24 protein-coding genes and 1 pseudogene are annotated in these 23,663 nt (G+C 55.7%); 12 read left to right on the top strand and 13 right to left on the bottom strand.

Translation table 11 applies throughout. The features are described 5' to 3' along the window. Positions 1–81 precede the first annotated feature (81 nt). The 5 genes from CU103_RS24530 to CU103_RS24515 form a co-directional block, all read right to left on the bottom strand. Entirely contained in the window at positions 82–2,049 is a 1,968-nt protein-coding gene (locus CU103_RS24530; RefSeq protein WP_106666646.1) for a glycosyltransferase family 2 protein, read from the bottom strand. A gap of 9 nt (positions 2,050–2,058) precedes the next feature. Further along, positions 2,059–3,189 carry a hypothetical protein gene (locus tag CU103_RS24525; RefSeq protein WP_146147852.1) on the bottom strand — a complete coding sequence of 377 codons (1,131 nt, stop codon included), beginning with the start codon at positions 3,187–3,189 and terminating at the stop codon, positions 2,059–2,061. Positions 3,190–3,300: 111 nt separating this feature from the next. Continuing rightward, a complete protein-coding gene (locus CU103_RS24520; protein WP_146147851.1) occupies positions 3,301–4,866 on the bottom strand; it encodes an HlyD family secretion protein in 1,566 nt (521 codons plus the stop codon). Positions 4,867–5,011: 145 nt separating this feature from the next. After that, positions 5,012–5,215, bottom strand: a complete 204-nt coding sequence (locus tag CU103_RS32575) for a hypothetical protein (protein ID WP_342588912.1) — start codon at positions 5,213–5,215, stop codon at positions 5,012–5,014. Next, positions 5,200–6,009, bottom strand: coding sequence for a phosphate ABC transporter substrate-binding protein PstS (locus CU103_RS24515; RefSeq protein WP_280954626.1), 810 nt, complete (start codon positions 6,007–6,009; stop codon positions 5,200–5,202). The genes CU103_RS32575 and CU103_RS24515 overlap by 16 nt, the downstream gene beginning before the upstream one ends. A 549-nt stretch (positions 6,010–6,558) precedes the next feature. Here CU103_RS24515 and CU103_RS24510 point away from each other — a divergent pair. The 3 genes and pseudogenes from CU103_RS24510 to CU103_RS24500 all read left to right on the top strand — a co-directional run bounded on the left by CU103_RS24510 (position 6,559) and on the right by CU103_RS24500 (position 9,804). Further along, a complete protein-coding gene (locus CU103_RS24510; RefSeq protein WP_106666643.1) occupies positions 6,559–8,343 on the top strand; it encodes an adenylate/guanylate cyclase domain-containing protein in 1,785 nt (594 codons plus the stop codon). A gap of 207 nt (positions 8,344–8,550) precedes the next feature. Further along, positions 8,551–8,704, top strand: a pseudogene (locus CU103_RS24505) (cold-shock protein). Between the two features lie 272 nt (positions 8,705–8,976). Next, positions 8,977–9,804, top strand: a complete 828-nt coding sequence (locus CU103_RS24500; RefSeq protein WP_106666642.1) for a substrate binding domain-containing protein — start codon at positions 8,977–8,979, stop codon at positions 9,802–9,804. 250 nt (positions 9,805–10,054) lie between these two features. Here the strand turns inward: CU103_RS24500 and CU103_RS24495 are convergent, their stop codons facing one another. The 7 genes from CU103_RS24495 to CU103_RS24465 form a co-directional block, all read right to left on the bottom strand. Continuing rightward, a complete protein-coding gene (locus CU103_RS24495; RefSeq protein WP_106666641.1) occupies positions 10,055–10,396 on the bottom strand; it encodes a hypothetical protein in 342 nt (113 codons plus the stop codon). A gap of 118 nt (positions 10,397–10,514) precedes the next feature. After that, a complete protein-coding gene (locus CU103_RS24490) occupies positions 10,515–10,736 on the bottom strand; it encodes a GNAT family N-acetyltransferase (RefSeq protein ID WP_245448983.1) in 222 nt (73 codons plus the stop codon). Between the two features lie 25 nt (positions 10,737–10,761). Further along, positions 10,762–11,388 (bottom strand): class I SAM-dependent methyltransferase, encoded by a 627-nt coding sequence (locus CU103_RS24485; protein WP_106666640.1) that lies wholly within the window; start codon positions 11,386–11,388, stop codon positions 10,762–10,764. A gap of 368 nt (positions 11,389–11,756) precedes the next feature. After that, on the bottom strand, positions 11,757–12,497 hold the full coding sequence (locus tag CU103_RS24480; protein ID WP_106666639.1) for a transporter substrate-binding domain-containing protein: 741 nt from the start codon (positions 12,495–12,497) through the stop codon (positions 11,757–11,759). After that, the gene (gene hpaI, locus CU103_RS24475; protein WP_106666638.1) at positions 12,494–13,267 is read right to left on the bottom strand and encodes a 4-hydroxy-2-oxoheptanedioate aldolase; all 774 of its coding nucleotides are present in this window, start codon (positions 13,265–13,267) and stop codon (positions 12,494–12,496) included. The genes CU103_RS24480 and hpaI overlap by 4 nt, the downstream gene beginning before the upstream one ends. 8 nt (positions 13,268–13,275) lie before the next feature. Further along, positions 13,276–14,058: a 2-oxo-hept-4-ene-1,7-dioate hydratase gene (gene hpaH / locus CU103_RS24470; RefSeq protein ID WP_106666637.1), complete on the bottom strand. Its 783-nt coding sequence runs from the start codon at positions 14,056–14,058 to the stop codon at positions 13,276–13,278. Between the two features lie 36 nt (positions 14,059–14,094). Beyond that, positions 14,095–14,988 (bottom strand): dioxygenase family protein, encoded by an 894-nt coding sequence (locus CU103_RS24465; RefSeq protein WP_106666636.1) that lies wholly within the window; start codon positions 14,986–14,988, stop codon positions 14,095–14,097. A 258-nt stretch (positions 14,989–15,246) separates the two neighbouring features. Between CU103_RS24465 and CU103_RS24460 the strand changes: the two genes are divergently transcribed. The 7 genes from CU103_RS24460 to CU103_RS24430 all read left to right on the top strand — a co-directional run bounded on the left by CU103_RS24460 (position 15,247) and on the right by CU103_RS24430 (position 20,896). After that, complete coding sequence (locus CU103_RS24460) at positions 15,247–15,996, top strand: GntR family transcriptional regulator (RefSeq protein ID WP_106666635.1); 750 nt, start codon at positions 15,247–15,249, stop codon at positions 15,994–15,996. A gap of 102 nt (positions 15,997–16,098) precedes the next feature. Next, positions 16,099–16,854, top strand: a complete 756-nt coding sequence (locus CU103_RS24455) for a sugar phosphate isomerase/epimerase family protein (RefSeq protein ID WP_245448982.1) — start codon at positions 16,099–16,101, stop codon at positions 16,852–16,854. Between the two features lie 52 nt (positions 16,855–16,906). After that, on the top strand, positions 16,907–17,575 hold the full coding sequence (locus CU103_RS24450; RefSeq protein ID WP_106666633.1) for an amino acid ABC transporter permease: 669 nt from the start codon (positions 16,907–16,909) through the stop codon (positions 17,573–17,575). 10 nt (positions 17,576–17,585) lie between these two features. After that, on the top strand, positions 17,586–18,239 hold the full coding sequence (locus tag CU103_RS24445) for an amino acid ABC transporter permease (RefSeq protein ID WP_106666632.1): 654 nt from the start codon (positions 17,586–17,588) through the stop codon (positions 18,237–18,239). 47 nt (positions 18,240–18,286) lie between these two features. Further along, positions 18,287–19,129, top strand: coding sequence for a transporter substrate-binding domain-containing protein (locus tag CU103_RS24440; RefSeq protein ID WP_106666631.1), 843 nt, complete (start codon positions 18,287–18,289; stop codon positions 19,127–19,129). A 61-nt stretch (positions 19,130–19,190) separates the two neighbouring features. Next, positions 19,191–19,913, top strand: coding sequence for an amino acid ABC transporter ATP-binding protein (locus CU103_RS24435; protein ID WP_106666701.1), 723 nt, complete (start codon positions 19,191–19,193; stop codon positions 19,911–19,913). A 104-nt stretch (positions 19,914–20,017) separates the two neighbouring features. After that, positions 20,018–20,896, top strand: coding sequence for a shikimate dehydrogenase (locus CU103_RS24430; protein ID WP_106666630.1), 879 nt, complete (start codon positions 20,018–20,020; stop codon positions 20,894–20,896). A 45-nt stretch (positions 20,897–20,941) separates the two neighbouring features. On the opposite strand, the gene CU103_RS24425 is transcribed toward CU103_RS24430, so the two are convergent. Further along, on the bottom strand, positions 20,942–21,313 hold the full coding sequence (locus CU103_RS24425) for a tautomerase family protein (protein ID WP_106666629.1): 372 nt from the start codon (positions 21,311–21,313) through the stop codon (positions 20,942–20,944). A 66-nt stretch (positions 21,314–21,379) separates the two neighbouring features. Between CU103_RS24425 and aroQ the strand changes: the two genes are divergently transcribed. Then, positions 21,380–21,829 carry a type II 3-dehydroquinate dehydratase gene (gene aroQ, locus CU103_RS24420; RefSeq protein ID WP_106666628.1) on the top strand — a complete coding sequence of 150 codons (450 nt, stop codon included), beginning with the start codon at positions 21,380–21,382 and terminating at the stop codon, positions 21,827–21,829. A 33-nt stretch (positions 21,830–21,862) separates the two neighbouring features. Further along, positions 21,863–22,897 (top strand): Gfo/Idh/MocA family protein, encoded by a 1,035-nt coding sequence (locus tag CU103_RS24415; RefSeq protein WP_106666627.1) that lies wholly within the window; start codon positions 21,863–21,865, stop codon positions 22,895–22,897. Positions 22,898–23,663: the final 766 nt, after the last annotated feature.

Below are 23,663 nucleotides of genomic sequence, written 5' to 3'. Positions count from 1 at the left end.
ACGGCTGCAATGCGCCCGGTCGTTAAGCTCCGACATTTCCAGTCCTCAAAGCGGTCATTTCCCCCGAAGTCCAGGATTTAGTCAGCCCACGAATGCCCGTCTGCACAAGCCGATTATTGACCTGCTAAGCGTCCCGGTCTTCGCGACATTGTCAGGAGATTTCTGGAACAGCATACGGAGGATGTCGTCATGCTGTTGAGACGTCGGCAATATCCTGAAACAATGCGGCGGCATCGACGGATCGGCGCCAATGGCTACCCACCCGACGCCGCCTATCGACACGGCCTCATCGCCCGCGCCGGACAGCGTCACGTTTTTGATCAGCACATGCGCCGTCGATAGCGCATCGATATGGACCTCGCATATCGCTCCAGCGGAACGAAGTGATGATTGCATCTGAACGTTGATGAGCTCCTCCTGTCCAAATCTTGGCAGTTCGATGCAAACCAGAAGACTGACAAATGCGATAAGCATGGAAAATGCCGACCAGATAAGGTTCATACAGTCGCGCGCAGAAAATTCGACTGGCGAACTCCACATGAATACCGTCGACACCACCGAAAATGCAGAGAGCAATGTGACCAGACCGAAGAAAACAGCGGTGGGGGTATGAATTCGTATCGTGGATCTGTCGCCACCCTTCTCGGTTACCTTGAAAGGCCGCCCGAAGGGTTTGCGGATGGCTTGGCAGAGAGTGATCGTGACAGGCAGTGCAGTTATCGCGTGGGTCACTTCCGTGAATAACGGTAAGGTTCTTCGCCCGGAAATCCACGACGAATAGCTCCAGAAAACGAAAAGGGCTGAAATTCCGTATTTCATGAAGACTATCTCATCGGCTTGAATGGCTGTGACATCGAAGAGCCAATAGATGGACGGTGCGAACAGCATGCACAGAATGAACGGCTTCGACAGCCAACTGAGTAGTCCGTGTATATAGTGCAGGCGCTGCGTGAGCGTAAATCGTCCGCGCCACAACGGCCCATCTTTGAGAAGGCCGATCTGGATCGTTCCAAGGCACCAGCGTGTCCGCTGGGTTATATATTCAGGGATACCCTCGGCCGACAGTCCAACACTCAGTTTCTCGTTCAACCATCGTGTCACATAGCCGCGTTCCATAAGGCGATAGGTCAACAGCATATCTTCCGACAACACTTCGTGCGGGAACCCACCCATGTCGTTGATCAGCGACCGCCTCACGACGAAGCTTGTGCCCACACAAAACGCGCACCCCACGGCATCTTTGGCAGGCTGGAAGGTATCAAAGAAGACGCGCTGGTCGTCAACGAATGATGACTTGATACCGAGATTGTGCTGGATTGGATCGGAATTGAAATAGAACTGCGGCGTCTGCACGAGCCCGATTTCATCGTTGCGGAACAGTCCCACAACGCGCATTAGGAAATTCTCCTGCGGTGCGAAATCTGCATCCAAAATCATGATCAGATCGGATGCATTGTCAGCAAAATTAGTTCGCTTCAGCGCATTGTTAAGGTTGCCGGCCTTTGCGTGGCGGTTGTCAGGGCGGGTAATGTAGTTGACCCCAACTTGCGAGCAGTAAGCTTGGATCTCTGGACGGCGCGTATCATCGCACACATAGACGGTGAACTTGGGGTAATCCATCGACTTCGCGCTGATGACGGATTTCTCCAGAATGTTTATGGGTTCGTTGTAAGTGCAGATGAAGACGTCGACAGCCGGATATGTGCTCTGCGCCTTCAATTGCTGCTGCGCGTCGTCAGCTTCCGGCGTCCAGTCGGACACCCTGAACAGGATGAATATGGAACCGAGCGCATAGACAACCGACACCGTTTCGAACGTGAAGTATAAATAGGCCCAGAGGCTGCTTCCGGTCATTTCAAGATCAGGCAATGTATCGAGCCATCGCCACGAGATGTAGAGTACCAGTGACAGGATAGTAGCGCTGCCAAACAAGATCCTGTCGGCCAAACGCTCCCGATCGGCGATCGTGGAGAAGGCAATGAACATGAGGGCAACACCGGCATCGAACAGCAAGACACCCGCCACATCGTCATCCACATTGAAAAACATTCGAAAACCTCAATTGGGTTGAAAGGGATTGAAGTCCATTGCGGCGAGTACGGCCCAGGCGGTCGCGCCCAAGTGCGGCCAATGGTGATACATGAATGCGCCGCCCTGCCCCATGGCGTCGATGGTCAATCCCGTCGAGAGTTGCTCGCTCGGCGTTGCGTAAAGCCAGCCCGATTCCGGATCGACATGTTGAAGTATGCTGCCGATCAGAGTTGAGGCACGTTTCGGTTCACCCTCCAGGCTGAACATCAGTGCGGCTTGCGCGGTTCCCTCGATCCACAGACCGTCGCGGTCACCATTGAAATCGTAGCCGCCCGGAACCGAAAGCCGACGATCAATAAGGTTCGCCGCATCATTCCATGGAGCGGGCCGCTGCGCTTCAGGTACGGCCAGGAGTGGCCAGATTTGCACGTCAAGCCACAGGTCCTTGCTGTGAACCGCTTGCTCCTGCGCATCGGTACCAATCAGAAAACCGTCTTTGTCATCGTGCATTGCCGATACGAAGCGTAGCGTATTTTGCGCAAGACGATGCCACCTCGGGTTTTCGGTTGTCATCCAGAGCCATCTTGAGACGGCGACGATATCGATGTTGTGCTCTGTTGATTTCCACGCAATGCGGGATGCATTTGGTTCGAAGCCGTAGTAGCCACCGGCAACGCCGGGATGATGCTCATCCCTTCCGTCCAACTGTTCCAACCACGATCCGAGGCGCTCCGCTTCCTCAAGATATTTGGGGTCTTTCGTTATGTGATGGAGTTGAAGAAGCGCAAGCGCTGCCCAAGCGACATTTCCCGAGGCAGTACTGATTTGATACTCGTCCTCGATCCAGCTTTTTGCGCCGTCATCCCACCATCCTGGGAGTGCAATCTTTTCATCGACATATCCTGAGCGATATGCGTTACGAAGTCTGCCGTCGGTATAATATCGATCTCGCTTGCCTGCTGAAATCAGCGCCTCACCGATTGATCTGGCGCGCTCAACCTGGCCACAGGCCAAGAAAGCCATTGCCGCCAGCGCATTGTCATAGACAAAGGCTGTGTTCTGCAACGCCTTCGGCAACTTCGTCCCCTTGGAGAGATAGCTTGGAAGAAATGAGCCGATGGAATCGCCTTTTGGTTCATCTGTCTTCGATCGCGCCATTGCTGCGCACAAGCCCAATCCAGTTGCACGATCAGTTGCGTGCCCCTGCGAAGCGGCAAGCGCGCACGCAAATGCAATGCCTGCGACAAAGATGGCCCGTCGCCTCACGTGCTAATTCCATCTCGTGTCAAAAACCACCTGAGCGCCGTTTTCTGCGATCATGCGGACGTCACGGAATGGATGTGGTTTTCCTTCCAGCCGAGGTTCGAACAAATAGTCCGAGGCCTGGCATTTGCCGTGTGGACACCTGCGATTCTTAACCGCCCCCAGGGTCGCTGTCTTGCCGTCTACGATCTGAGGATCAGCAATATGAGAGGTCCGCTTCGGCTCTGCCGCATTGGCCGGCGAAGACGCATATGCCCTTCCACCAGCGATCCTTGAACCAGCAGCGACAAGAGTCACCTTTAACTCTTTTACCTCCCGCGTGAGCGCCGTTGTCGCCTCGTCTACATAGCTGAGAGTCTTTTCCGCCCAATCATTCTGCCGCGTCACTTCGACCCAAGTCCCCACTGAGCAGAAATTGCCGGTGTTATTCTTGTCTGATTTTTCGGGGACGATAAAGGCGTAAAGTTCGCGCCGTTCTGTCGGAGGAAACGGGATGGCAAAATCGAGATCAACACGGTCGGTCGTTCGAGGTAGAAGGCGGCTTACCAGCCCCAGTACAGGTGCCTTCCAGGCGGACGATTCAATAACGACTCTTGAGCCAACCGACAGTGCTTGTGCCTGGCGTTCGGAAAAGATGGCAACAACAAACGCTTCGCTGCAATCGACTGATTGGGCAAGCGTATCGCCTGCATTCACTTGTTTGCCTACTTGTGCGACTGTCTTATAGATTTTTTCGGATTTCGTGATCGCGACATCCGCTCTCACCATCTTGTCGATTCGTCGTTTTTCCGCCCCCGTCAAGCTTTGCAGTTCTGCAAGCCGTGTCTTTATCGAGGCAATTTGCATGCTGATTTGCGAGACATCTGCCCTCCTTGCGCGAATCTCGTTTTGCAGATTTTGCAGATACTGGTTGTTGTCTCCGACATATATTCCCCGTTGAGCAAAACCAAGATCGTCGCTTGACATGACAACTTTCAGCCTTGCCGCCTCAACCTTCGCATCCTCCAGCTTGATCTTATTAAGAAGCTCGTCTTTCGTGCCCGGTAAGACACCCTTGGATACCAGGCGGAGCTTCCGCTCGGAGTCGGTCCTCTCATTTGCCGCTGAATATGTCGCAAGACTTAGCCGAACTTCAGCATCCCGCAGCTCGTTGCTCGAACGCGCGATCAGTGCGCCCTGCTGCGTCGACAATTCGGCTTCGAGGTCCTTGATCCGCTTGAAATAGTCTTCAAGATTAGCTTCCTTGAGCAGCATCTCGTTTTGAAGTGACGTCGACTCAACCTGAAGTCCGATCAAGGTAGTGCGGTCGACACGTTCATTCTGAACCGTTGCAATCGGCCCCTCGAACGAATCTTCCAGATGGCTAGCCATTTTCGTAACTGTTCCAGCGATCGGTGAGGTGAGCGCGGACACGGGAGCGTTCACAACCGCCCTGGCGGAAGTAGAAGTAAATATTGGGGGCAGCACAGACGACGTGAAGACCGTCGCCAATACGCCGAGCACGCCATATGAAGCAATTTTTACAGAAGTTGGTCTTCCTGCAATCGGGGTATTCTGGTGACGAGAAATCATAGTTTCCACTCCGTCAAAGAGATTTGCGAACTATGTTTCCTTCCTCTTTCCCCCTCCCGTATTGTTTTTATTTCCCCCTCTATAATAGAAACGATCCCAAATAAGCTGATTCTGCGCAATACGTAATTGTGTTTAAATAATCTGCCTATTTATACGTCATAAGCGATCGATCTGGCCGTGAGAAGAGATCATGGACCCTGCCATAGCGTTCAACTGAGCGTTCTTCCACCGGAACCACGGCGAACGTCGCAGCGGTCATCGGATAGGCGCCTTCGCCAGGCAGATCGGTCAGCGTGGCGTTGAAGTGTGGTGCCCTTTCCCAGGCGATCGCGTTTATCGCGGCACGCACGCCGTCAGGACCCGGCCTGATGAAACGATCCGCCTTGTTCTGCAGCGATGCAGAAGGAAGTCCTGCGCGCTCGACCTGGCCATATTCCGCATAGGCGATCGCACCTTTGACGTCCGGACGGCGCGGATCAGTTCCTGGGTGCCTTCGGCACCGGTTCCGAGCGGCCATGCGATCAGCGTGTCGGCACCATGGGCCTTTTTCCAATCGGCACTGACGGCAGAGAGATACTTGGTAAAGACAAAAGTGGTTCCGGATCCATCCTTGCGGTAAAGCACGCTGATCTTGAGATCAGGCAGCACTGCATCGGGGTTCAGCGCCCTGATGGCCGGATCGGACCACGACTGGATCTTGCCGAGATAGATATTGGCCAGAACCGGTCCAGAAAGGCGCAAGACGCCATTTTCGAAGCCGTCGATATTCGCGACCACGGCTACACTGCCGAACACGATCGGAAATTGTTCACGCCCATGTTTTTCGAGTTCGGCTGGGTTTATGGGGACATCGGTCGCGGCAAAGTCGAGTTCAGTCTGATCAAGCCGCATCACGCCGGCAAGTGAGCCTACTAGTTCATAGTCGACGGTCCAGTCCGGCGAGATGAAATCACCGCCATCCGCCCGCGCATCCTGATAGGCCTGCGACCATTCCGCGATCGCCGGCGCTGCAAAGGTCGAACCCGCACCGCGAATGGGTTCTGCTTGGCCGGCAGTGCCGAAACTGAAAGGGAGGAGAGTGACGCATGCAATCGCGACAACAGCCGCACGAACCGAGCGGGTCCGGAGAGAGATTCGTTCCATCACCAATGCCTCGCCACTGTTCTCAGTTGAACCCAATCATATTTATAGAATCGCGATTCAAGGCAGTCGCCTCGAACACTGAAGACGTTCTGACCATTTGAGTATTTCATTTGGTTAACACTAAGATGACAAAATCCATCAGGTTTGGCTTGCCGATCAGCAATCCATTTTCGGTGAATTCAGTTTTGGCAAAAAATGAAAATAAAAACGCTATTCAACTGACACATCAAGGTATTCACATTGACGGACAATTGAAATTTTAACGGGATCCCCGTTCGCAAGCAGTCCACTTAACAAGTGATCATCGCCGATTACGTGTCGATTGAAACGCAACTTCAAATTTCCTGCTTTTATGGTTAACCGCGGCATGGAGTCTGCACCTGTACAAGCGCACAAGTGGCGGATAAATCTTCCTTAGAAAATGCCGATAATAGTCGATTTCTGCCGATTTAGGATTGGTGCGTCAGTGACTACAATCGTTTCGTGAGGTCGGGCGTGGGAGCCTTAGCGGGGACTTTGTGCTAGTCTGGACCAAAGGAGACTGGCGCTATGAGCGAGATGCGGAAAATCGCGGCGATCCTGGTCGCGGATGTGGTCGGCTACAGCCGTCTCGCTGGCGCGGACGAGGATCGCATCCTAGCGCGGCTGCGCGCCCTGCGCAGCGATCTGATCGATCCCACGATCGCCGTGCACAATGGCCGCATAGTCAAGCGCACAGGAGACGGAAGCCTCATCGAGTTCCGCAGCGTCGTCGATGCCGTGCGCTGCGCCATTGAAGTGCAGAACAGCATGGTTGAGCGCAATGCCGGCCTGCCGCCCGATCGCCGGATCGAGTTTCGCGTCGGCATCCATCTGGGCGATGTGGTTGAGGAGAGCGATGGGGATCTCATGGGAGACGGCGTCAATATCGCCGCGCGCCTCGAAGGCATTTGCGAGCCTGGCTGTATCTGTCTGTCCGAGCAAGCGTACTGGCAGGTCAAGGCAAGGCTCGATCTCGCGATCGATGATCGCGGCGCGGTGCAGCTCAAGAACATCGCTGATCCGGTCCGGGTTTATTCGCTGCAAGTAGGCATCGCCGCTCAGGCGAAATCCGCGACACCAGCGGAGACGCGCGCGGCGGCAGGACCTTCGGCGTTGCCGCCCGTTCCTGATAATCCCTCCATCGCCGTACTTGCGTTCAACAACATGAGCGGCGATGCCGAACAGGAGTATTTCTCCGACGGCATAAGCGAAGACATTATTACGGACCTCTCGAGGCTGTCCGAGTTGCACGTGATCGCCCGCAACTCGTCTTTCGTATACAAGAAGGCAGCAGTCTCCGTCCCGGACGTGGCCAAGGCGCTTGGCGTCCGCTACGTGCTCGAGGGCAGCGTGCGCAAGGCTGGCAACCGGGTGCGAGTCACGGCCCAATTGATCGATTCGAGCAGCGGCGGACATGTCTGGGCTAACCGATTCGATCGCGACCTCACCGATATTTTCGCGGTTCAGGACGAAATTACGCAAGAGATCGTGGCTGCGCTCAGGCTCAAGCTGACGGTTAGCGAACAGGCTCAGCTAGCCCGTGAGCGCGCGGTGAACGTCGAGGCGTACGAGTTCTTCTTGCGCAGTCGGGAACAGAGTTTGACTTGCACCCGAACCGGAAACATCGCGGCGCGCAACTTGGCAGGAGCGGCCATCGCCCTCGATCCAAGATTTGAGGCGGCCCACGCACTTATCGCCTTCACCCATGTACTCGACTACATCAACGCCTGGAGCACCGATCCTGAGCACTCACTACGGACGGGGCTGGAACTCGCACAGCAAGCCGTAGGGATGGACGAAGAACAGCCCGACGGTCACTTCGCGTTGGGCATGGCTTGCATGTGGAGCCGGGACCTGGACCGCGCGCGGGCGGAGGTGCAACGTGGCCTTGCGCTTTCGCCCAACTCAATCGACCTCCTCATGTTGATGGCCCATATCCAGATATTCTCGGGTGATCCAGCAAGTGCGCTCGAGACACTTGATGCTTCGATGCTGTTGGACCCGCACTACCCGGAAGTCCTGCTCCAATTTCTTGCCGACGCGCGCTTTTCCCTCGGCGATTATGAGCAAGCGATGATCGCGCTCGAGCAGCGGCTCGAACGAAACCCTCAGTCAGAGACCGCCCAGGCTCTGCTCGCGTCCTGTTATGGCCACCTCGGACGACCGGAGGAGAGCCGGCGGGCGTGGGAGCAAGCGCTCCAGTTGAATCCCACCTTCTCTATCGAGCGCCGCCGCCGCGTCCTTCCCTTCCGGAATCCTGTGGACTTTGAGCACCGCGTTGAAGGACTCCGCAAGGCGGGACTGACAGTCTGACGCGCTCCGCGGCCGATGCCTTAATGAGAAGCGCGTGATATAGTTCACAAGCCCAATCCCGCACGGACAATTCCGCAGCAGGTGTTCCATACTGCCGTTATCGGCAGAGCTCAGATCCAAACCAAATGAATAGATTGCGGATGACACTTCGCCGCCTTAAAGGTTTTGGAAGCGGCAATCAGCCGTGAAAGCGTCGAGGATTTGTTTATGCCCACTGGCACGGTTAAGTTTTTCAATGGAGACAAAGGTTTTGGCTTCATTACACCCAAAACCCAGGAGCTGACGTGTTTGTACACGTGTCTGCTTTGGAGCGCGGCAGCTGCTGAGTGAAGGACAGAAAGTGAGCTACGACATCGGTTAGGAGTTTCAACGAGTTAGCTTTGCACTTAATTTGAGAGCGTGCAGTTTTTTGAGAATTCTGCACCCAACGGCCGCTCCACACATGAGATTCGAGTTCACTGGAGTCTCACTTTTTAAGGGTCTTCCTCAATTTGTGTGGAGATCAACCGACTGAAGACGATCAAGCGCGCAATGTATGGCCGAGCGGGCCCAGAGCTTCTCAGAACGCGGATGATGCCAATCAAATCGGCTGATCTCCACACAAATTGAGGAAGACCCGATTAAGTGTCGTAGCTGGCCAAAACCATCGCATTCTTACCATTAGCTGCCAAACGACATGGCCGGTTACGCATCACTGCGCCGCTTTCTTTTGGCCCGACACATTTTGCTCCCGTCCTCTCTCAAATGGCCCGCGGACATCCGCAACTACACATCCTTTCTTCCTATACCGATCGTTTCGTAGATCTCGTCGGAAAGGGTTTTGACTGCGCCATTCGCGTTGGCCACCTTCCAGATTCTGTCCTAGTCGCAAGGCGTGTCGGATCGATCTTCGGCATCCTGGTTGCGAGTCCTGAATACATAGTCCGCTCACGGCGCTCCCTTACCACCGGACGAGATCGTAAATCATCAAGTCGTCATGCGAGACGGTGGCAATTCATGGACGGCGATAGGATTATTACGGTGCGTCCGCAGGGACGGTTCGTAGCTGATAGCGGAATATCGCTCGCATCTGCCGCTCTGGATGGTATTGGGATCGGCTACCTACCGGAATCGCTTGTCGCGGATCATATTTGTTCGGGCGCATTGGTGCCAATCATGACGCGCCATCCGATTCCGCCGGCTGGCATCTTCGTCGTAAGGCCACCCGGCCAGCATCCCTCGCGAAAGGTGAGGATTCTCACTGAAATGCTCATCGAACGTTTCGGAACCGCGTCCGTCAAGGGCGGCGCGGCGGGCCTTGGGCAGGCAAGACGAACGATCAGCGTGTGGGTAACGTCAAGATTGCAAGGTCGACCGCTCCAACTCTGTGGCTTGGCACAAGAGATCACTGGCCCTGAACTCAATCAAGTTCCCGATCGAACCCTCGCGGTCAAGCGGGCGGGTCGGGTGCGTATTGGGTAGGCGGTTGCCGGAAGGTGTCGGGCAGCGTGCATATGTTACGGATAGGATGCGTTGGCAGAATTGCCCGGCGGATAACAGGCCGCCGCGATTCCGGATTATACAGAAATCGGAACTGGATCGGCGATCGCGGACGCGGCCGGCCGCTCCCCAACGTCGCGAAATGGCTTTCTTAACGCTGAGTGCATCGGCAACTAAAGGTGCCGCCGATGCAAGAATAGCGCGGTGCTGGATGTCGATCGATGATCCACCGCTATTTCGCCGGGTAAGGCTCAACGTCTGCGGACCAGTAGTGATTGGCGATATTCTGGGAGTTGCGGATGACGTGGTAGGCAATTTCAGGGTTTCCCCCTTCGAATGTATCCGGGTCTGCACCATACATGAGACAATACATTCGCTGATGCACAACTGCCGCGAAATATTGCAATGCTGGCGCAGCGTCTTCCAGACCGATCGCTTGCATTTCCACGGCGGCCCTCTTGGTCGCTTCCTCCAGAGCACGCGACACCGCGGCAGCCAGCTTGCTGCCGGCGCGACTGATGACATCGACGATCTGGCGCTCTGCCAAAGTTAGATTAGGGGTGTTTTCGGCCATTGTTCACCTCACCGGCAGCAGCTTGAAGGGCCTGATCCGCCTCTTGGAACAGAAAGGTGTTTTCTGCATACCATTCCTTTCTGCCGGCTCTATTTCGTTGTTCGGCAGAATTTACTCACTATCTCAAAACATCCTGCCATTCAGCGTGGCGTTCGATCTGGGTTTTCGCGAATGGGCAAAGCGGAATGATCGTAATGCCTTCGCGCCGGGCATCCTCTACCGCCTGGCGGACCAACCGCTCGCCAACTTTTCGGCCACGCAACGCGGCAGGGACTTCTGTGTGGTCAATGTTGATCAGCTTTCGACCCGCTCGACTGTAGGCCATCTCGGCAGTGGCCACAACCTCCATCCAAGGCCCGTATGTATCATGCCCGACTCGCCCGAACGGTCAGCCATCGATCATCGGGCTTTCCGATGCACTGATGTACTTCGCCGACTATCCAGCCGGCGTCTGTGACTGCGGATCGCAGGGCAGGCTCGCGCCAGTACGTTTCGACGTACCGCCGAGGCGCTGCGGCGCTTCCGTGGGTGGACACGTCCGCGCCATCGCCCTCCCTCACCGAAACGTGCAGTCGGCCACCGGTCCGGGTCGCCTCGGCGAGCCGTCCAAGCACTGTGACGAAATCCTCGCGCGCGACGTGAATCAGGCAGGCACAGGCCCAGACCCCGTCATACGGCGTGCCGGGACGCTGCGGATCGGCGAGGTCTTGGGTCAGCGGATCCAACAGGTCGGCCTTAAAGCCACTCTCGCGAAGCAGTTCCACGAAACCCTTCGAAATGTCGGTGCGCCGGACGCTGATCCCCCGCTTCTCAAGCTCAAGCGCATCTCGCCCGCCACCGCTTCCGATCTCCAGCACCCTGCCCGAGCCGCCCAGCTCGGTCACGAACACATCGATCTCCGCCGCGACCCATTTCGGCATCGCCGCGGCTTCGGCAGCGTATTCCGCCGCGACGGCGTCATAGGACCGCACAGTATCCCGGTCGGTGCTCATCGTAGCGCTCCTCCCTCAAAACAAAAGGCCACGACGGGCGAGTGGCCCATCAGCCGGTGACGCCCGTCACACTTTCGGCATTTAATGACGTCGGGGGCGTTTTGCTTCCCAGCCATAGCAGAAATCCGATCTGAGACACTAACCGATGAGAGCTCAGGACGGTTAGAGTAAGGACTTGTTAGAGCATGGATATTGATGTTCTCTATTTGTTCTCCAACTCAGAAAGGCGGAGGGGACCATGCGGCGTTTGAAAATGCCGATAGGGCGGATTTTGATTGGTGCCAAATTGTCTACAATCACTGATCGACGAGACCAAGCGTCTGATCCTATTGAAGAATCCGGAAGATCCGTTTCTGCAACAGTGCTGATCAGGGTTCTCTTGGCGCAACCGCAATCTCAGTCTGCCCGCTCCTGTCGAGCGCCTCGCGGACAAAGCCTGTCTCCTTCATTTCCTCGATAAAGTTCCGCAAAAAGGCAGACGCCACTTGCAGTTCGCTGCGCACAGCCAAGGCCTGCTGGATGACCGTAAAGTGGTCGGGCAAAATGCGCAGCTCTGGATCCGATCCAGAAGAGCGCTCCAGCACTTGCCGGACGCCCGCCGCTGCCTCGCAGCCACCATTCAGGAACTGTTCGAGCGCGGCAGCAGGCGTTGCTGCGCGGACAATTTGCGCGTGTTTGAGATTGCGTGTCAAAAACAGATCGTAGGCCGCATTCACGGTCACCGAGATGCGGTTTCCTTCCTTGTCGAGATCTTCGACTGTATGGAAAGGAGAGGTTGCGACGACGACATACGTGCCCTCAATCATGACGTAGGGCGGCGAGAAGGTAAGTTTTGTCGCGCGTTGAGGATCTACTGCCAGGAAGGCAATGTCCCACTCGTTCTTATCCAGGGCATCGAAGACCTGACCGGCGGCGGTGTAAGTTACAAAGCTCACCTGACAACCCAGTCGATTTGCAAGCTCAGTTGCAAGGTGCACGCTGACCCCGGTCAGCGTGCCGGTTGCCGGGTCACGCTGGACCAGAGCGGCGTTGGCAAGATTGATCGCGGCGCGCAGCGTTCCCGTTGGAGCAAGATCGCCGATAACCGCGGTGACCGCTGGCGTGATCATGAACCCTGCTCCTGGAATTGGCGGGCAAGGCTCTCTGTCCCGCGCGCCAGAATTCCGGCATCAATTCCCACAGCAGTAAATGTGGTACCAAGCGAAATGCATCGATGCGCAAAGGCAATGTTGGGCGTCAGGATACCTGACGGCTTTCCAGCCTTTTCAATGCGTTCGACGGCATCCTCGACGGCAGAGATCACCACTGGATGGTCCGGTTCTCCGGCGAACCCGAGGCTCGCGGCCAGATCAGCAGGCCCGATAAAGATGCCATCGACGCCATCGACTGTCGCAATTTTTTCCAACGACTCTAGCGCCTCGCCCGTTTCCACCTGAACCAGAAGGCAAAGCTCTTCATGGGCACGTTTGGCGTAACCACCGACACGGCCAAACCGCGTTGCCCTCGTCAGACCTGACACGCCGCGTACACCGTCAGGCGGATAGCGCATCGCCGCGACTGCACTTTGCGCTTCTTCCCGGTTTTGCACGTAAGGAATCAACAGCGTCTGAGCACCGATGTCGAGAAAGCGCTTGATCAGAACCGTATCATTGCTGGCAGGACGAATGATCGGTGACACATCGTAGGGCGCAACCGCCTGCAACTGCGGCAGTACGCTCAGAACATCGCCGGGTGAATGTTCCGTATCGAAAAGCAGCCAGTCAAACCCGGAAGCAGCCACGGCTTCAGCGATGTAGCTCCCCGGCAAACTGCACCACAATCCAATCTGTTGGCGCCGTTCGGCAATGGCACGCTTGAAGCGATTTTCTGGAAGTTTCATGGCATCACCTATTTGAACGAGACGCCGATTGCGCCAAGGGAACCGTAATCTGCATGAATGACATCACCTGCTGCGATGTCTACCGGACGTGTAAAAGAGCCGCCGAGGACAATCTGTCCCTTTTGAAGTTTGGCACCGACGCGGTGAAGCTTGTTGACCAGCCACGCGATTCCGGCGGCCGGATGGCCCATGATTGCAGCGGAGACACCCGACTCCTCAATCGTCCCGTTCTTCGACAGCGTGGCACCGATCCAGCGCACGTCGACATCCATCGGCCGGATCGTCCGTCCGCCAACCACGATAGCGCCAAAGGCCGCATTGTCGGCAATTGTATCCGTTATGGCGCGCGGAACGTCCGTCCGGTAATCGATGATTTCGAGGGCCGGAACGACAAATTCGGTGGCACGCATCACGTCATAAATCCGCGTTCCCGGCCCCTCGAGGTCCTCGCCCATGATGAAGGCCAGTTCGACCTCAAGTCGCGGCTTGAGGAAGGAATTAGCGTCGATCTGAGCTCCATCATTGTACAGCGCGTCATCGAGAATGCGGCCATAGTCCGGCTCGGTCATTTTTGAAGCCAACTGCATCGCCCGTGACGTCAAGCCAATCTTGTGACCGACAACGCGGGCACCCTTGGCGATACGCTTCTCGGCCCATAGATCCTGAATCCGATAGGCATCCTCGATCTCAATATTCGGAAATGTCCGGCTCAATTGCGGGATTGGCTTGCGCTCCTGTTCGGCACGCATAAGGTCGTTGGCGGCGCGCTGGCGCTCTTCATCAGTCAGCATGTTTTCCTCCACTCGGCACGAACGAACGCCGCAGATTTACTTGATTGGGGGTTTTGGAAGGACGGCTTCACCCGGCTCCATCACGTACGCGTATTCAAGGCTATACCAGGGGGCGCTGATATCCGCCTCGGTCGGATGGTCCTCGTCATGCTGCACGAAGTCTCCTGTCAGGGCGCGCGTGACGCCGAACTGGACATCCGTATCGATATGGGGATCGTGAGGATCGAACACCTGGGAAATCAGCGTCTTGAATCCCTCTTTGAAAATGAGGGCGTGAAGATGCGCCGGTCTGTAAGGATGGCGATCTTGTGCTTGCAACAGGCGCCCGACAACGCCGTCGGTCGGAATGGGATATCCGACCATCTTGACAGTGCGAAACCAGAAACGTCCGTCGGAATCCGTCGTGAACTTGCCACGCAAATTCATTTCCACCTGTTCAGGATCCTGGTTTTCGTAGAGACCCACCGGAGACGCGTGCCAGACATCGACTTCCGCTCCCGCAATCGGGTTCCCTTCCCTGTCCTGCACACTGGCATGAACAAAAAGCGGCAGGCCCGGCGTGTCGGAGCGAACGATTGTCCCGCCGTTGTCGACATGAGGAGAATTCAGTCGCCAGAAAGGACCCAGCAAGGATTGTGAAGTCTCGGTCTGCCCGCTGTCGCCGTTGTTGAGGAGGCATACCAATGATGACACACCGAGGGACCCTGCCATTAGCACCATCTCGTTGTGACTGTCGGTCTGCAACTTTCCAATTTCATTCAAAATCGCCGTCGTCTCGCGAAACTCCTGTTCGGTGAGACGGACCTCCCTGACGAAGGCATGGACATGGGTAACAAGCGACGTCATGATCTCCCGAAGCCGCGGATCGCGCGTCTGCTGCATGACCTCCAGCACAGCATCCGTGACGTCTTCCTGTCTCTCAATCGCCATCTTTGCCTCCCTGCTTTCCTAAACGTGTCGTAAATTATCGATTATTTGTCAACACGATTAATGATGATTCAGCACCTATTCAAATGAAACGATGCCTCCATAACGAGCTAACATGTTTATTTTTCGTAGTTTTTTGTCGTTCACGCTGCTTGTCAATATTCAATTCCGACAAAGAGACTCAAAACTGTTGACACAAATCATCGTTTATTCTATTGATCATCGATAGTTGAAAGATGCTCAGGTCTTTGGGAGGACCCATTGCAAAGCGATCGGACAGACACGCACCTTACCGGTGCGGCAACTCCCCTCGGGGAAGCGGACGGGGGAAACTCATTCGTCGATGACGGGAAGAACACAATCGCAAGCCAGCTCGTATCGCGGCTTCGCGAAGCAATCGTTTCGGGCCAGTTGGAGGCCGGCAGCAAAATCAATCTCGACAATGCACGTAAGCGCTTTCAGGTCAGTCTCAGTCCTTTGCGTGAAGCTTTGGCAAGGTTAATCTCAGACGGTCTGGTCGAGTTCGAGGACAATCGCGGTTACCGCGTCGCTCCGCTTTCCCTCGCCAATCTGGCAGAAGTCACCAGCCTTCGCGAGGAGATGGAAACCTATGCGCTTCGCGAAGCCATGACGGTCGGTACGGTGGAGTGGGAAGGTAACGTCATGCGTATCCTTCATCGCCTCAATCGCACAGAGCGCGATGCTGCCCGACCTGAAACCCTGCAACAATGGGAAGATATTCACCGTGAATTTCATCTCACACTGATTTCCGGTTGCGGCAAACCACAGCTCCTGAGCTTCTGCAGCATCCTCTTGAATCTCAATGACCGCTATCGTCGCACGTTTTTGCGGGCGACTTCAGGCGATCGCAATGTCAACACGGAGCACAGCGAAATAGCGCAAGGTGCGATCGCACGTGACATGGACTACGCCTGCAATCGACTGCGCGAACACATCCACCGTACAGGGACCAATCTTCAAAAACATTTGTCCGAAAAGGGCATCGGCTGAAAAGCCGGTACGGAGGTGAAAATGAATTCCACGTACGCATGTCGGCCTTTGGGATTGGCCCATTTTTCGGCCATACAAATACCGCCGCAGGAACTCGTCCCAATGGCTGCGAAAGCCGGGTTTTTGGCCGTCGGTCTCAGACTTTACCCGGCTTTTCCGGGTGCACCCTTCTACGAAGTCCCTGCCGGAAGCGCAGCGTCGTACGATCTGCAACAACGCTTGAATGGGGAAGGCGTGCAGGTTTACGACATCGAATTCGTGACCCTGTCGGCCGATTTTGTTCCCGACTCGATTGCCCCGATCCTTGAAGCGGCGAATGCGATTGGAGCCAAACGCCTCAGCGTTTGCGGTGATGATCCTGATCGCTCCCGGCTCGTCTCCAATTTTGCCGAACTCTGCGATCTCGCGGCCAGATTCGACATGGGTGTCGATCTTGAAAACATGGGCTGGAGAACGGTTGCTACTTTTTCCGATGCTCTTGCCGTTGTCGAACAAGCCGGGAGGCCGAACGGCGGCGCACTGGTCGATACCTTGCACTTCTCGCGAAATGGAGGAGAGCCGTCTGATCTTCGTACCGCGGCCAAGTCGAGGATAAGAAGCGTTCAGCTTTGCGACGCCGGTCAACCTGCCCCGCAGTCACACGAAGAAATGATTGCCGAGGCCAGGTCAGGACGGCTTGCACCTGGCGAAGGTGTGCTGACACTGACTGCGATCCTACGCGCGGTTCCGGAAGATGCAGCAATATCGGTGGAGGTTCCGATCGGTCCGTCAGTCGATCCGCAAGATCACATTGGTCACCTGTTTGCTGCGAGCGGGCATTTGCTGGATTTGGCCGGAAACGTCGAGCGGTTCCGCTGAAACGCAGGAACTACAAATTCCACATTGATTGTTTGGGAGAGAGGCAACGGGAATGGACTACAAGCTGGATTTCAGCGTCGTCTTCGACGAGATGCCCGATCTTTTGCTCGGGGCTTTGGCGACGCTAGGTCTCGCCCTTGCCGGCATGACTCTCGCATTGATCATTGGCATATTGGGTGTAGCAGCACGCAAATCGCGTTTTTGCGTTCTGCGAGGTCTGGTCATCGGCTTTGTCGAAATCGTCCGCAACACACCTTTCCTCGTCCAGATATTCTTTATTTTCTTTGCTTTGCCCATGCTTGGGCTGCGCTTCAATCCAACGGTAACCGCAATCATTGCGCTTGCAGTTAACGGCGGTGCCTATGCCATCGAGATCATTCGCGGCGGGGTCGATAATATTCAAAAAGGCCAGATTGAAGCTGGTCTTGCACTTGGCCTTCACAAGGCGCAGGTATTCCGTCTCATCGTGCTGAAGCCCGCCTTGCGCTCGATCTATCCATCGCTCACCAGCCAGTTCATCATGCTGACCCTGACGTCTTCGGTGTGTACTTCGATCGCCGCCTATGAGCTGACGTCGGTGGCCCAGATCATCGAATCAGACACGTTCCGCAGCTTCGAGGTCTATTTCACGATTACCATCATGTACCTCATTATCTCGTGGATGATGATGAGCATGTTTGCCCTGATCAACCGCCACTACTTCAGTTACCCGGTTCGTTGAGGGGAATATCATGAACATCATCGGCCCCAACGAAATCCTCTTCCTGCTCCAGGGTCTGAAATGGACCATCCTGCTCTCTGCGATCGGCTTTGTCGGCGGCGGTGTCTTTGGTTTGCTTGTCGCCCTGGCACGGACTTCGAACTGGAAATCACTCCGGCGCACTACCGCTGGATACATCTCCGTATTCCAGGGAACGCCCCTGCTGATGCAGCTTTTCGTCGTCTATTACGGGATTACGCTGATCGGCATGGAAGTGGACGCCTGGGTCGCGGTGACGATTGCTTTAACGCTGCATGCGAGCGCTTACCTTGGAGAAATCTGGCGCGGTGCCATTCAGGCCGTGCCAAAAGGTCAAAGCGAAGCCGCCAATGCGCTGGGTCTGCACTATGTCTCGCGCACGAAAGATATCATTCTGCCGCAGGCCCTGCGTCTGTCGCTGCCTGCGACCGTCGGCTTTCTTGTCCAGCTGATCAAGGGCACATCTCTTGCCGCCATCGTGGGCTTCATCGAACTTGCCCGCGCCGGGCAGATCGTCTCGAACCAGACCTACAAGCCCCTGCTCGTCTTCGGCATCGTCGGGGCCGTTTACTTCGTCATTTGCTGGCCGTTGTCGCTCTATGGGGCACGGCTGGAAAATCGGTTGGCAGCTGCCGCAGCGCGTTAGCGTCCAAACGAAAATAAAATCGGGAAAATTACCAAGGAGGAACCATTATGATCAGCATATCACTACGGCAGTTCAAGCGCCGCAACGTTCTCGCCGCTGCCATGGCACTTTTCGCGCTGTCCTTCCTAGGCGCAACGCTGGCTCAGGCGGCAACCGTTGATGAAGTCAAGGCGCGCGGCAAGATCGTTGTCGGCATCCAGGGCGACAACCGTCCATGGGGCTTCGTCAACTCCAGCGGGGTACAGGACGGCTATGATGCCGACATCGCCAAGTTGTTTGGCAAGGATCTTGGCGTCGAGGTCGAATTTGCTCCGCTCGCCGTAGCCAATCGGATACCGGCTCTGGTCAGCGGTAAGGTCGACATACTCTTCGCGACGATGGCGATGACCGAGGAACGCGCCAAGTCGATCCAGTACAGCAAGCCTTATGCCGCCAACACCATCTCCCTCTATGGACCAAAGGAAAAGAAGATCGTTGCCGTCGCCGACCTCGCTGGATTGGAAATCGGCGTGCCGCGTTCCAGTTCGCAAGACAAGGCAGTCACCGACGCGGTGGCTACGACCGCCACCGTTCGCCGGTTTGATGATGATGCTGCTGCAATCCAGGCAATGCTGTCCGGTCAGGTCCAGGCTGTCGGCGGCAACCAGTTCTACATGCAGCGCCTCGATGAAGCGAAAGCCGACACTTACGAACGTAAGATCGACTTCCTAACCACATTCAACGGCGTCGGAACGCGGCTGGGCGAAAAGGACTGGAACGAGACCGTCAACAAGTTCCTCGACAAGATCATGTCTGACGGCGAACACGCCAAGGTCTATGAAAAGTGGATGGGCATGAAGCCGCCCGCATTTCCTGAATCCATTCCGAACATCCCCTTCACCGTGAAGTAAGCTGTTAGACGAGGTTGAAACCGTGCCACAGACGCCGAACATCGATACACCATTGATCGCCATGGAAGGCGTCGAAAAATGGTACGGGACATTCCACGCATTGAAATCCATCAATCTGATGGTCCGCAAAGGCGAGAAAATCGTCCTTTGCGGACCGTCCGGATCAGGAAAATCCACGCTGATCCGCTGTATCAACCACCTCGAACCTTTTGAGGAGGGGCGCATCGTTGTCGACGGAACCGCGCTCGATGATAGCTCCAGGACAATCGACGCCGTGCGCCGCGAAGTGGGAATGGTGTTCCAGAGCTTCAACCTGTTTCCGCACATGACGGTCCTCGAAAATTGCGCCCTTGCACCCATGCGGGTGCGTGGCACGAAAAAGGCTGAAGCCGAATCTATCGCCAGAAAATATCTCGAACGGGTCCGAATTCAGGATCAGGCCGACAAATATCCGGCACAGCTCAGTGGCGGACAGCAGCAGCGTGTCGCCATCGCGCGGGCGCTCTGCATGGAACCGAAGGCGATGCTCTTCGATGAACCGACCAGCGCACTTGATCCTGAAATGGTCAAGGAGGTCCTCGATACGATGATCGGTCTTGCTCGCGACGGCATGACGATGATCTGCGTCACCCACGAAATGGGCTTTGCGCGCCAGGTTGCCGATCGCGTGATCTTCATGGCGTCCGGCGAGATCATCGAGGAAGGCGAGCCGGAAGTATTCTTCCGCAATCCCGCGCATGCCAGAACGCGGGCTTTCTTAGGCGAAATACTAGCTCATCACTAGAACCAGTTCGGCTTTGCAAAAATTCAACATGCTCGAGCCGCTGCGGCGTTGGCCCCGGTCTGACAATTATTGGAAATCTGATGTCTCACCATTCTGAAAAGCCCATGCCCCGCCCAAAAATTCAGGTGGGACTGATCGGCGCGGATATCCAGATGTCCAAATCGCCTGCCCTGCATGAGCGAGAGGCAGGTTTGCACGGGCTCGATTACCACTACGAACTGTTCGACCTTACCCGGCGCGGCGTATCGCCCGACCACCTGGAAGACCTATTACTCGAAGTGGAACAACGAAGCTTTGCCGGGGTGAACATCACCCATCCCTGCAAACAGCTCGTCATCCCTTATCTGCACGAACTATCCGAGGATGCGGCCGCTCTCGGTGCTGTCAACACCATTGTCTTGCGCGACGGCAAGCGCTTTGGTCACAACACTGACTGGTCCGGTTTCTATGAGAATTTTACGCGTGGCCTGCCAGATATTGCCAAGCGCCATGCAGTTCTGCTGGGTGCGGGCGGCGCAGGTGTTGCCGTTGCCCACGCGGCGTTGAAACTCGGCATCGAACGCCTTGCCATTTCCGATCGAGACACGCATCGCGCCGAGGAACTTGCCGCGCAGTTGAATGATCGTTTTGGATCTGCGCGGGCACATGCAATTTCCGACGTCGCATCCGCCATGAAGGATGCCGATGGACTCATCCATGCGACACCAACAGGAATGCGCAGCCACCCGGGCCTGCCCGTTGAACCGCACGCCCTGGATGCGAGACATTGGGTGGCCGACATCGTCTATATGCCACTTGTCACCCCACTTCTGAAACTGGCCCGCGAACGCGGCTGCCGTACGCTCGACGGTGGCGGCATGACGGTCTTCCAGGCCATCGGCGCTCTCAGGTTGTTTTCAGGGATAGAACCCGATGCCGAACGAATGAGGCGGCATTTTGCAGAGATCATCGCATCAGAAGATGCGCGACAGCACAATGTTTGACGCGAAAAGCAACCTAGCCGACGTCCGGCGGCCGTTGCAGGGAAACTATGTGGGCAGCGTATTCCGGTATGCCGATAGCGCGGGATCCGACTCCGTCAGGTCCACACGCAATGCGAACCGGCCAGCTTCAAGTGCTTCGGCCGCTTCCGCAGCTGCGGCTGCGAACAGCAGATCTGCAATTCGCTTCAAAAGGTCCGCAGGCCGACCGGGCGCGACCCGTGCAACGATCTGGACGAAGACGTTCTCGGGGTGCTCGTCGGCAACGAACGATATTGTCGCTTCACGCGCAAAAGTCCTGACGGCATTCGCCGGAAAAATGCCGCTGGCGCGCGCTGCAACATGCACTCCTTGCGCGAGCCGACTGATATCCACGCGCGCCTTTGCTCCTTGGCTGTATTCGATGGTGATGTGCGGCATCTCCACTCCCTTTTCTCCTGGAAGCGCGGCTTCCCTCACATTCCCATTCAACAACAGGAAACGACCATGAGCAAACTCGTCTACGTGCTTAACGGCCCCAACCTCAATCTTCTTGGAAAAAGACAGCCAGCGATCTACGGCCATGAAACACTGGCAGATGTGGAGCGCGATTGCACCCGCGTTGCGATCGAGCATAGCCTCGCCATTCGGTTCCTGCAAAGCAATGCCGAGTTCCAGATTATCGATTGGATACATGAGGCGCGGGAGGACGCGGCAGGCATCGTGATCAATCCGGCCGCGTTTACCCACACCTCCGTTGCGATCCTCGATGCATTGAACACCTTCGACAATCCAATTATCGAAGTCCACATCTCGAATGTCCACAAGCGGGAAGCGTTCCGCCACCATTCCTACATCTCGAGTGTCGCTTCCGGCGTGATCGCAGGCTTTGGCACGCAAGGCTACCAATTCGCAATCCAGCGAATGGCGCATTTGATCAATCAGGTAAAAGCCTAAGCTGGCTTCGTGTTCGGAAGAGAGAAAACCACGATGGCGAACAAGGTAAAACTGGCGGTACTTGGTGCCGGACTAATCGGCAAGCGCCACATCGGGCACGTGTTCCGTGAGCCAGAAGCCGAACTGATTGCCGTCGTCGATCCCACGCCGGCTGCCAAGGAGCTGGCCGCCGAGCACGGCGTCCGGTGGGTGTCGAGCTTTGCCGAGCTCATGAAGGTCGATCGCCCAGACGGAATAATCGTGGCGACGCCGAACCAGATACATGTTCAAAATGGCCTGGAAAGCGTCGCGGCGGGAGTCCCGGCATTGATCGAGAAACCGATCGCCGATGATCTCGCGTCCGCTGAACGGCTGGTTGAGGCCGCGGAAGCCGCCAATGTGCCGCTTCTGGTAGGTCACCATCGGCGGCACAATCCCTTGATGAAAAAGGCCAAGGAAATCATCGAATCGGGACAACTCGGGCGCGTCCTTGTGGTCAACGCCATGTTCTGGCTGTTCAAGCCCGATGATTACTTCGACATTGGATGGCGGCGGCAGAAAGGCGCAGGTCCAGTATTTCTCAACCTTATCCACGACGTCGACAATCTCCGGTACCTGTTCGGTGAGGTTGTTTCGGTGCAGGCACGCGAGTCGAATGCCGTGCGTGGCAATGCTGTCGAGGAGACGTCCGTCATTCTGCTCGAGTTCGAAAGCGGCTTGCTGGCGACACTCTCCGTCTCGGATTCAGTTGTCGCGCCCTGGAGCTGGGAGATGACGACAGGAGAAAATCCCGTATATCCAAAAGTCGATGAAGCTTGCTACGCTATCGGTGGCACCCACGGATCGATCACAATCCCTACGTTGGACCTCTGGAAAAATGCGGGCAAGCGCAGCTGGTGGGTACCATTGGATAAAAGCCGTATCGTATTCGATGAAGCCGATCCCCTTGCTCTGCAAATCCAGCAGTTCTGCAAAGTCATTCGGGGCGAAGAACCGCCGTTGGTGAGTGGCAGGGAGGGATTGAACACGCTCAGGGTGATTTCGGCAGTGAAACACGCGGCACGATCGGGCGAAATCATTAAATTGTGAACCCTGCAATCAAACGCTTGATACCGGAAGCTACGTTGCATCGGCACTCGTCTAAAGACCTCCGTATTGAACCGTCCCAAAGAACTTATGCTCTCCGTGATATGCTGCTAGGCAGGTTCATTACCGTTGTACAGTTTGAGAGCGGATTTTCCACAGAATCCGATTGGTTCCTAGAATTCTACAATTACTCTTTAAAGCATGTCTGGATGAGTGATTTCCAATGTGCGCCTTGACGGGGTTCGAACCTCAAGCAACCTTCATTGGGACCGCCTTCCCGATAAATTCCGGCTTTTCACCTTCAGAGTATCGATGTGCAGATCCGGAACTTATACCGAGCAGGAAACTATGCCGATCAAGATGGTTCCGTCGGCTTCAAGGTCAAGCTGATCAAAGGGTGGTCGAGCTTCAGACCAGCATCGTTAGTGTCTGAGGCCGACTGCACATGTCTGTCTTTGCCGTTGGAAGCCGGTTTTTTCTGATAGAATTCAACTTTGCGTCAACTTGAGTGTCGCAGGTCCATATGATCCTGTAGGATCACCAGAACGGCAGGCAAATGCGAAAGGCATGTACTTTTAATTGATGAGCATCGGTAAACGAAACAGCGAGGCGCTCGTGTTTTGTCTGAATTCAGATCGGCATTTTTAGCCACTCCCTGCCCCGCCGGAAATTGGGATTCCAAGCAGCCAATTGGGATTTTCGAACAATCACAAACCATAGACAGACGTTATAGTCGAATTGCCCCTCAGACACACGTTTTGTCCCATGT

It is taken from the genome of Phyllobacterium sophorae (genome assembly GCF_003010965.1).
Lineage (GTDB): Bacteria > Pseudomonadota > Alphaproteobacteria > Rhizobiales > Rhizobiaceae > Phyllobacterium > Phyllobacterium sophorae.
This window is presented reverse-complemented; position numbering and strand designations above follow the sequence as displayed.

What these genes read in the sequence shown, in the direction of transcription:
- CU103_RS24520 (WP_146147851.1), bottom strand. Translation starts at nt 4,866, where the DNA reads ATGATTTCTCGTCACCAGAATACCCCGATTGCAGGAAGACCAACTTCT.
- CU103_RS24430 (WP_106666630.1), top strand. Translation starts at nt 20,018, where the DNA reads ATGCCCCGCCCAAAAATTCAGGTGGGACTGATCGGCGCGGATATCCAG.
- CU103_RS24455 (WP_245448982.1), top strand. Translation starts at nt 16,099, where the DNA reads ATGGCTGCGAAAGCCGGGTTTTTGGCCGTCGGTCTCAGACTTTACCCG.
- CU103_RS24525 (WP_146147852.1), bottom strand. Translation starts at nt 3,189, where the DNA reads ATGGCGCGATCGAAGACAGATGAACCAAAAGGCGATTCCATCGGCTCA.
- CU103_RS24440 (WP_106666631.1), top strand. Translation starts at nt 18,287, where the DNA reads ATGATCAGCATATCACTACGGCAGTTCAAGCGCCGCAACGTTCTCGCC.
- hpaI (WP_106666638.1), bottom strand. Translation starts at nt 13,267, where the DNA reads ATGAAACTTCCAGAAAATCGCTTCAAGCGTGCCATTGCCGAACGGCGC.
- CU103_RS24495 (WP_106666641.1), bottom strand. Translation starts at nt 10,396, where the DNA reads ATGGCCGAAAACACCCCTAATCTAACTTTGGCAGAGCGCCAGATCGTC.
- CU103_RS24465 (WP_106666636.1), bottom strand. Translation starts at nt 14,988, where the DNA reads ATGGCGATTGAGAGACAGGAAGACGTCACGGATGCTGTGCTGGAGGTC.
- CU103_RS24530 (WP_106666646.1), bottom strand. Translation starts at nt 2,049, where the DNA reads ATGTTTTTCAATGTGGATGACGATGTGGCGGGTGTCTTGCTGTTCGAT.
- aroQ (WP_106666628.1), top strand. Translation starts at nt 21,380, where the DNA reads ATGAGCAAACTCGTCTACGTGCTTAACGGCCCCAACCTCAATCTTCTT.
- CU103_RS24450 (WP_106666633.1), top strand. Translation starts at nt 16,907, where the DNA reads ATGGACTACAAGCTGGATTTCAGCGTCGTCTTCGACGAGATGCCCGAT.
- CU103_RS24515 (WP_280954626.1), bottom strand. Translation starts at nt 6,009, where the DNA reads ATGGAACGAATCTCTCTCCGGACCCGCTCGGTTCGTGCGGCTGTTGTC.
- CU103_RS24435 (WP_106666701.1), top strand. Translation starts at nt 19,191, where the DNA reads ATGGAAGGCGTCGAAAAATGGTACGGGACATTCCACGCATTGAAATCC.
- CU103_RS24510 (WP_106666643.1), top strand. Translation starts at nt 6,559, where the DNA reads ATGAGCGAGATGCGGAAAATCGCGGCGATCCTGGTCGCGGATGTGGTC.
- CU103_RS24485 (WP_106666640.1), bottom strand. Translation starts at nt 11,388, where the DNA reads ATGAGCACCGACCGGGATACTGTGCGGTCCTATGACGCCGTCGCGGCG.
- CU103_RS24445 (WP_106666632.1), top strand. Translation starts at nt 17,586, where the DNA reads ATGAACATCATCGGCCCCAACGAAATCCTCTTCCTGCTCCAGGGTCTG.
- hpaH (WP_106666637.1), bottom strand. Translation starts at nt 14,058, where the DNA reads ATGCTGACTGATGAAGAGCGCCAGCGCGCCGCCAACGACCTTATGCGT.
- CU103_RS24425 (WP_106666629.1), bottom strand. Translation starts at nt 21,313, where the DNA reads ATGCCGCACATCACCATCGAATACAGCCAAGGAGCAAAGGCGCGCGTG.
- CU103_RS24480 (WP_106666639.1), bottom strand. Translation starts at nt 12,497, where the DNA reads ATGATCACGCCAGCGGTCACCGCGGTTATCGGCGATCTTGCTCCAACG.
- CU103_RS24415 (WP_106666627.1), top strand. Translation starts at nt 21,863, where the DNA reads ATGGCGAACAAGGTAAAACTGGCGGTACTTGGTGCCGGACTAATCGGC.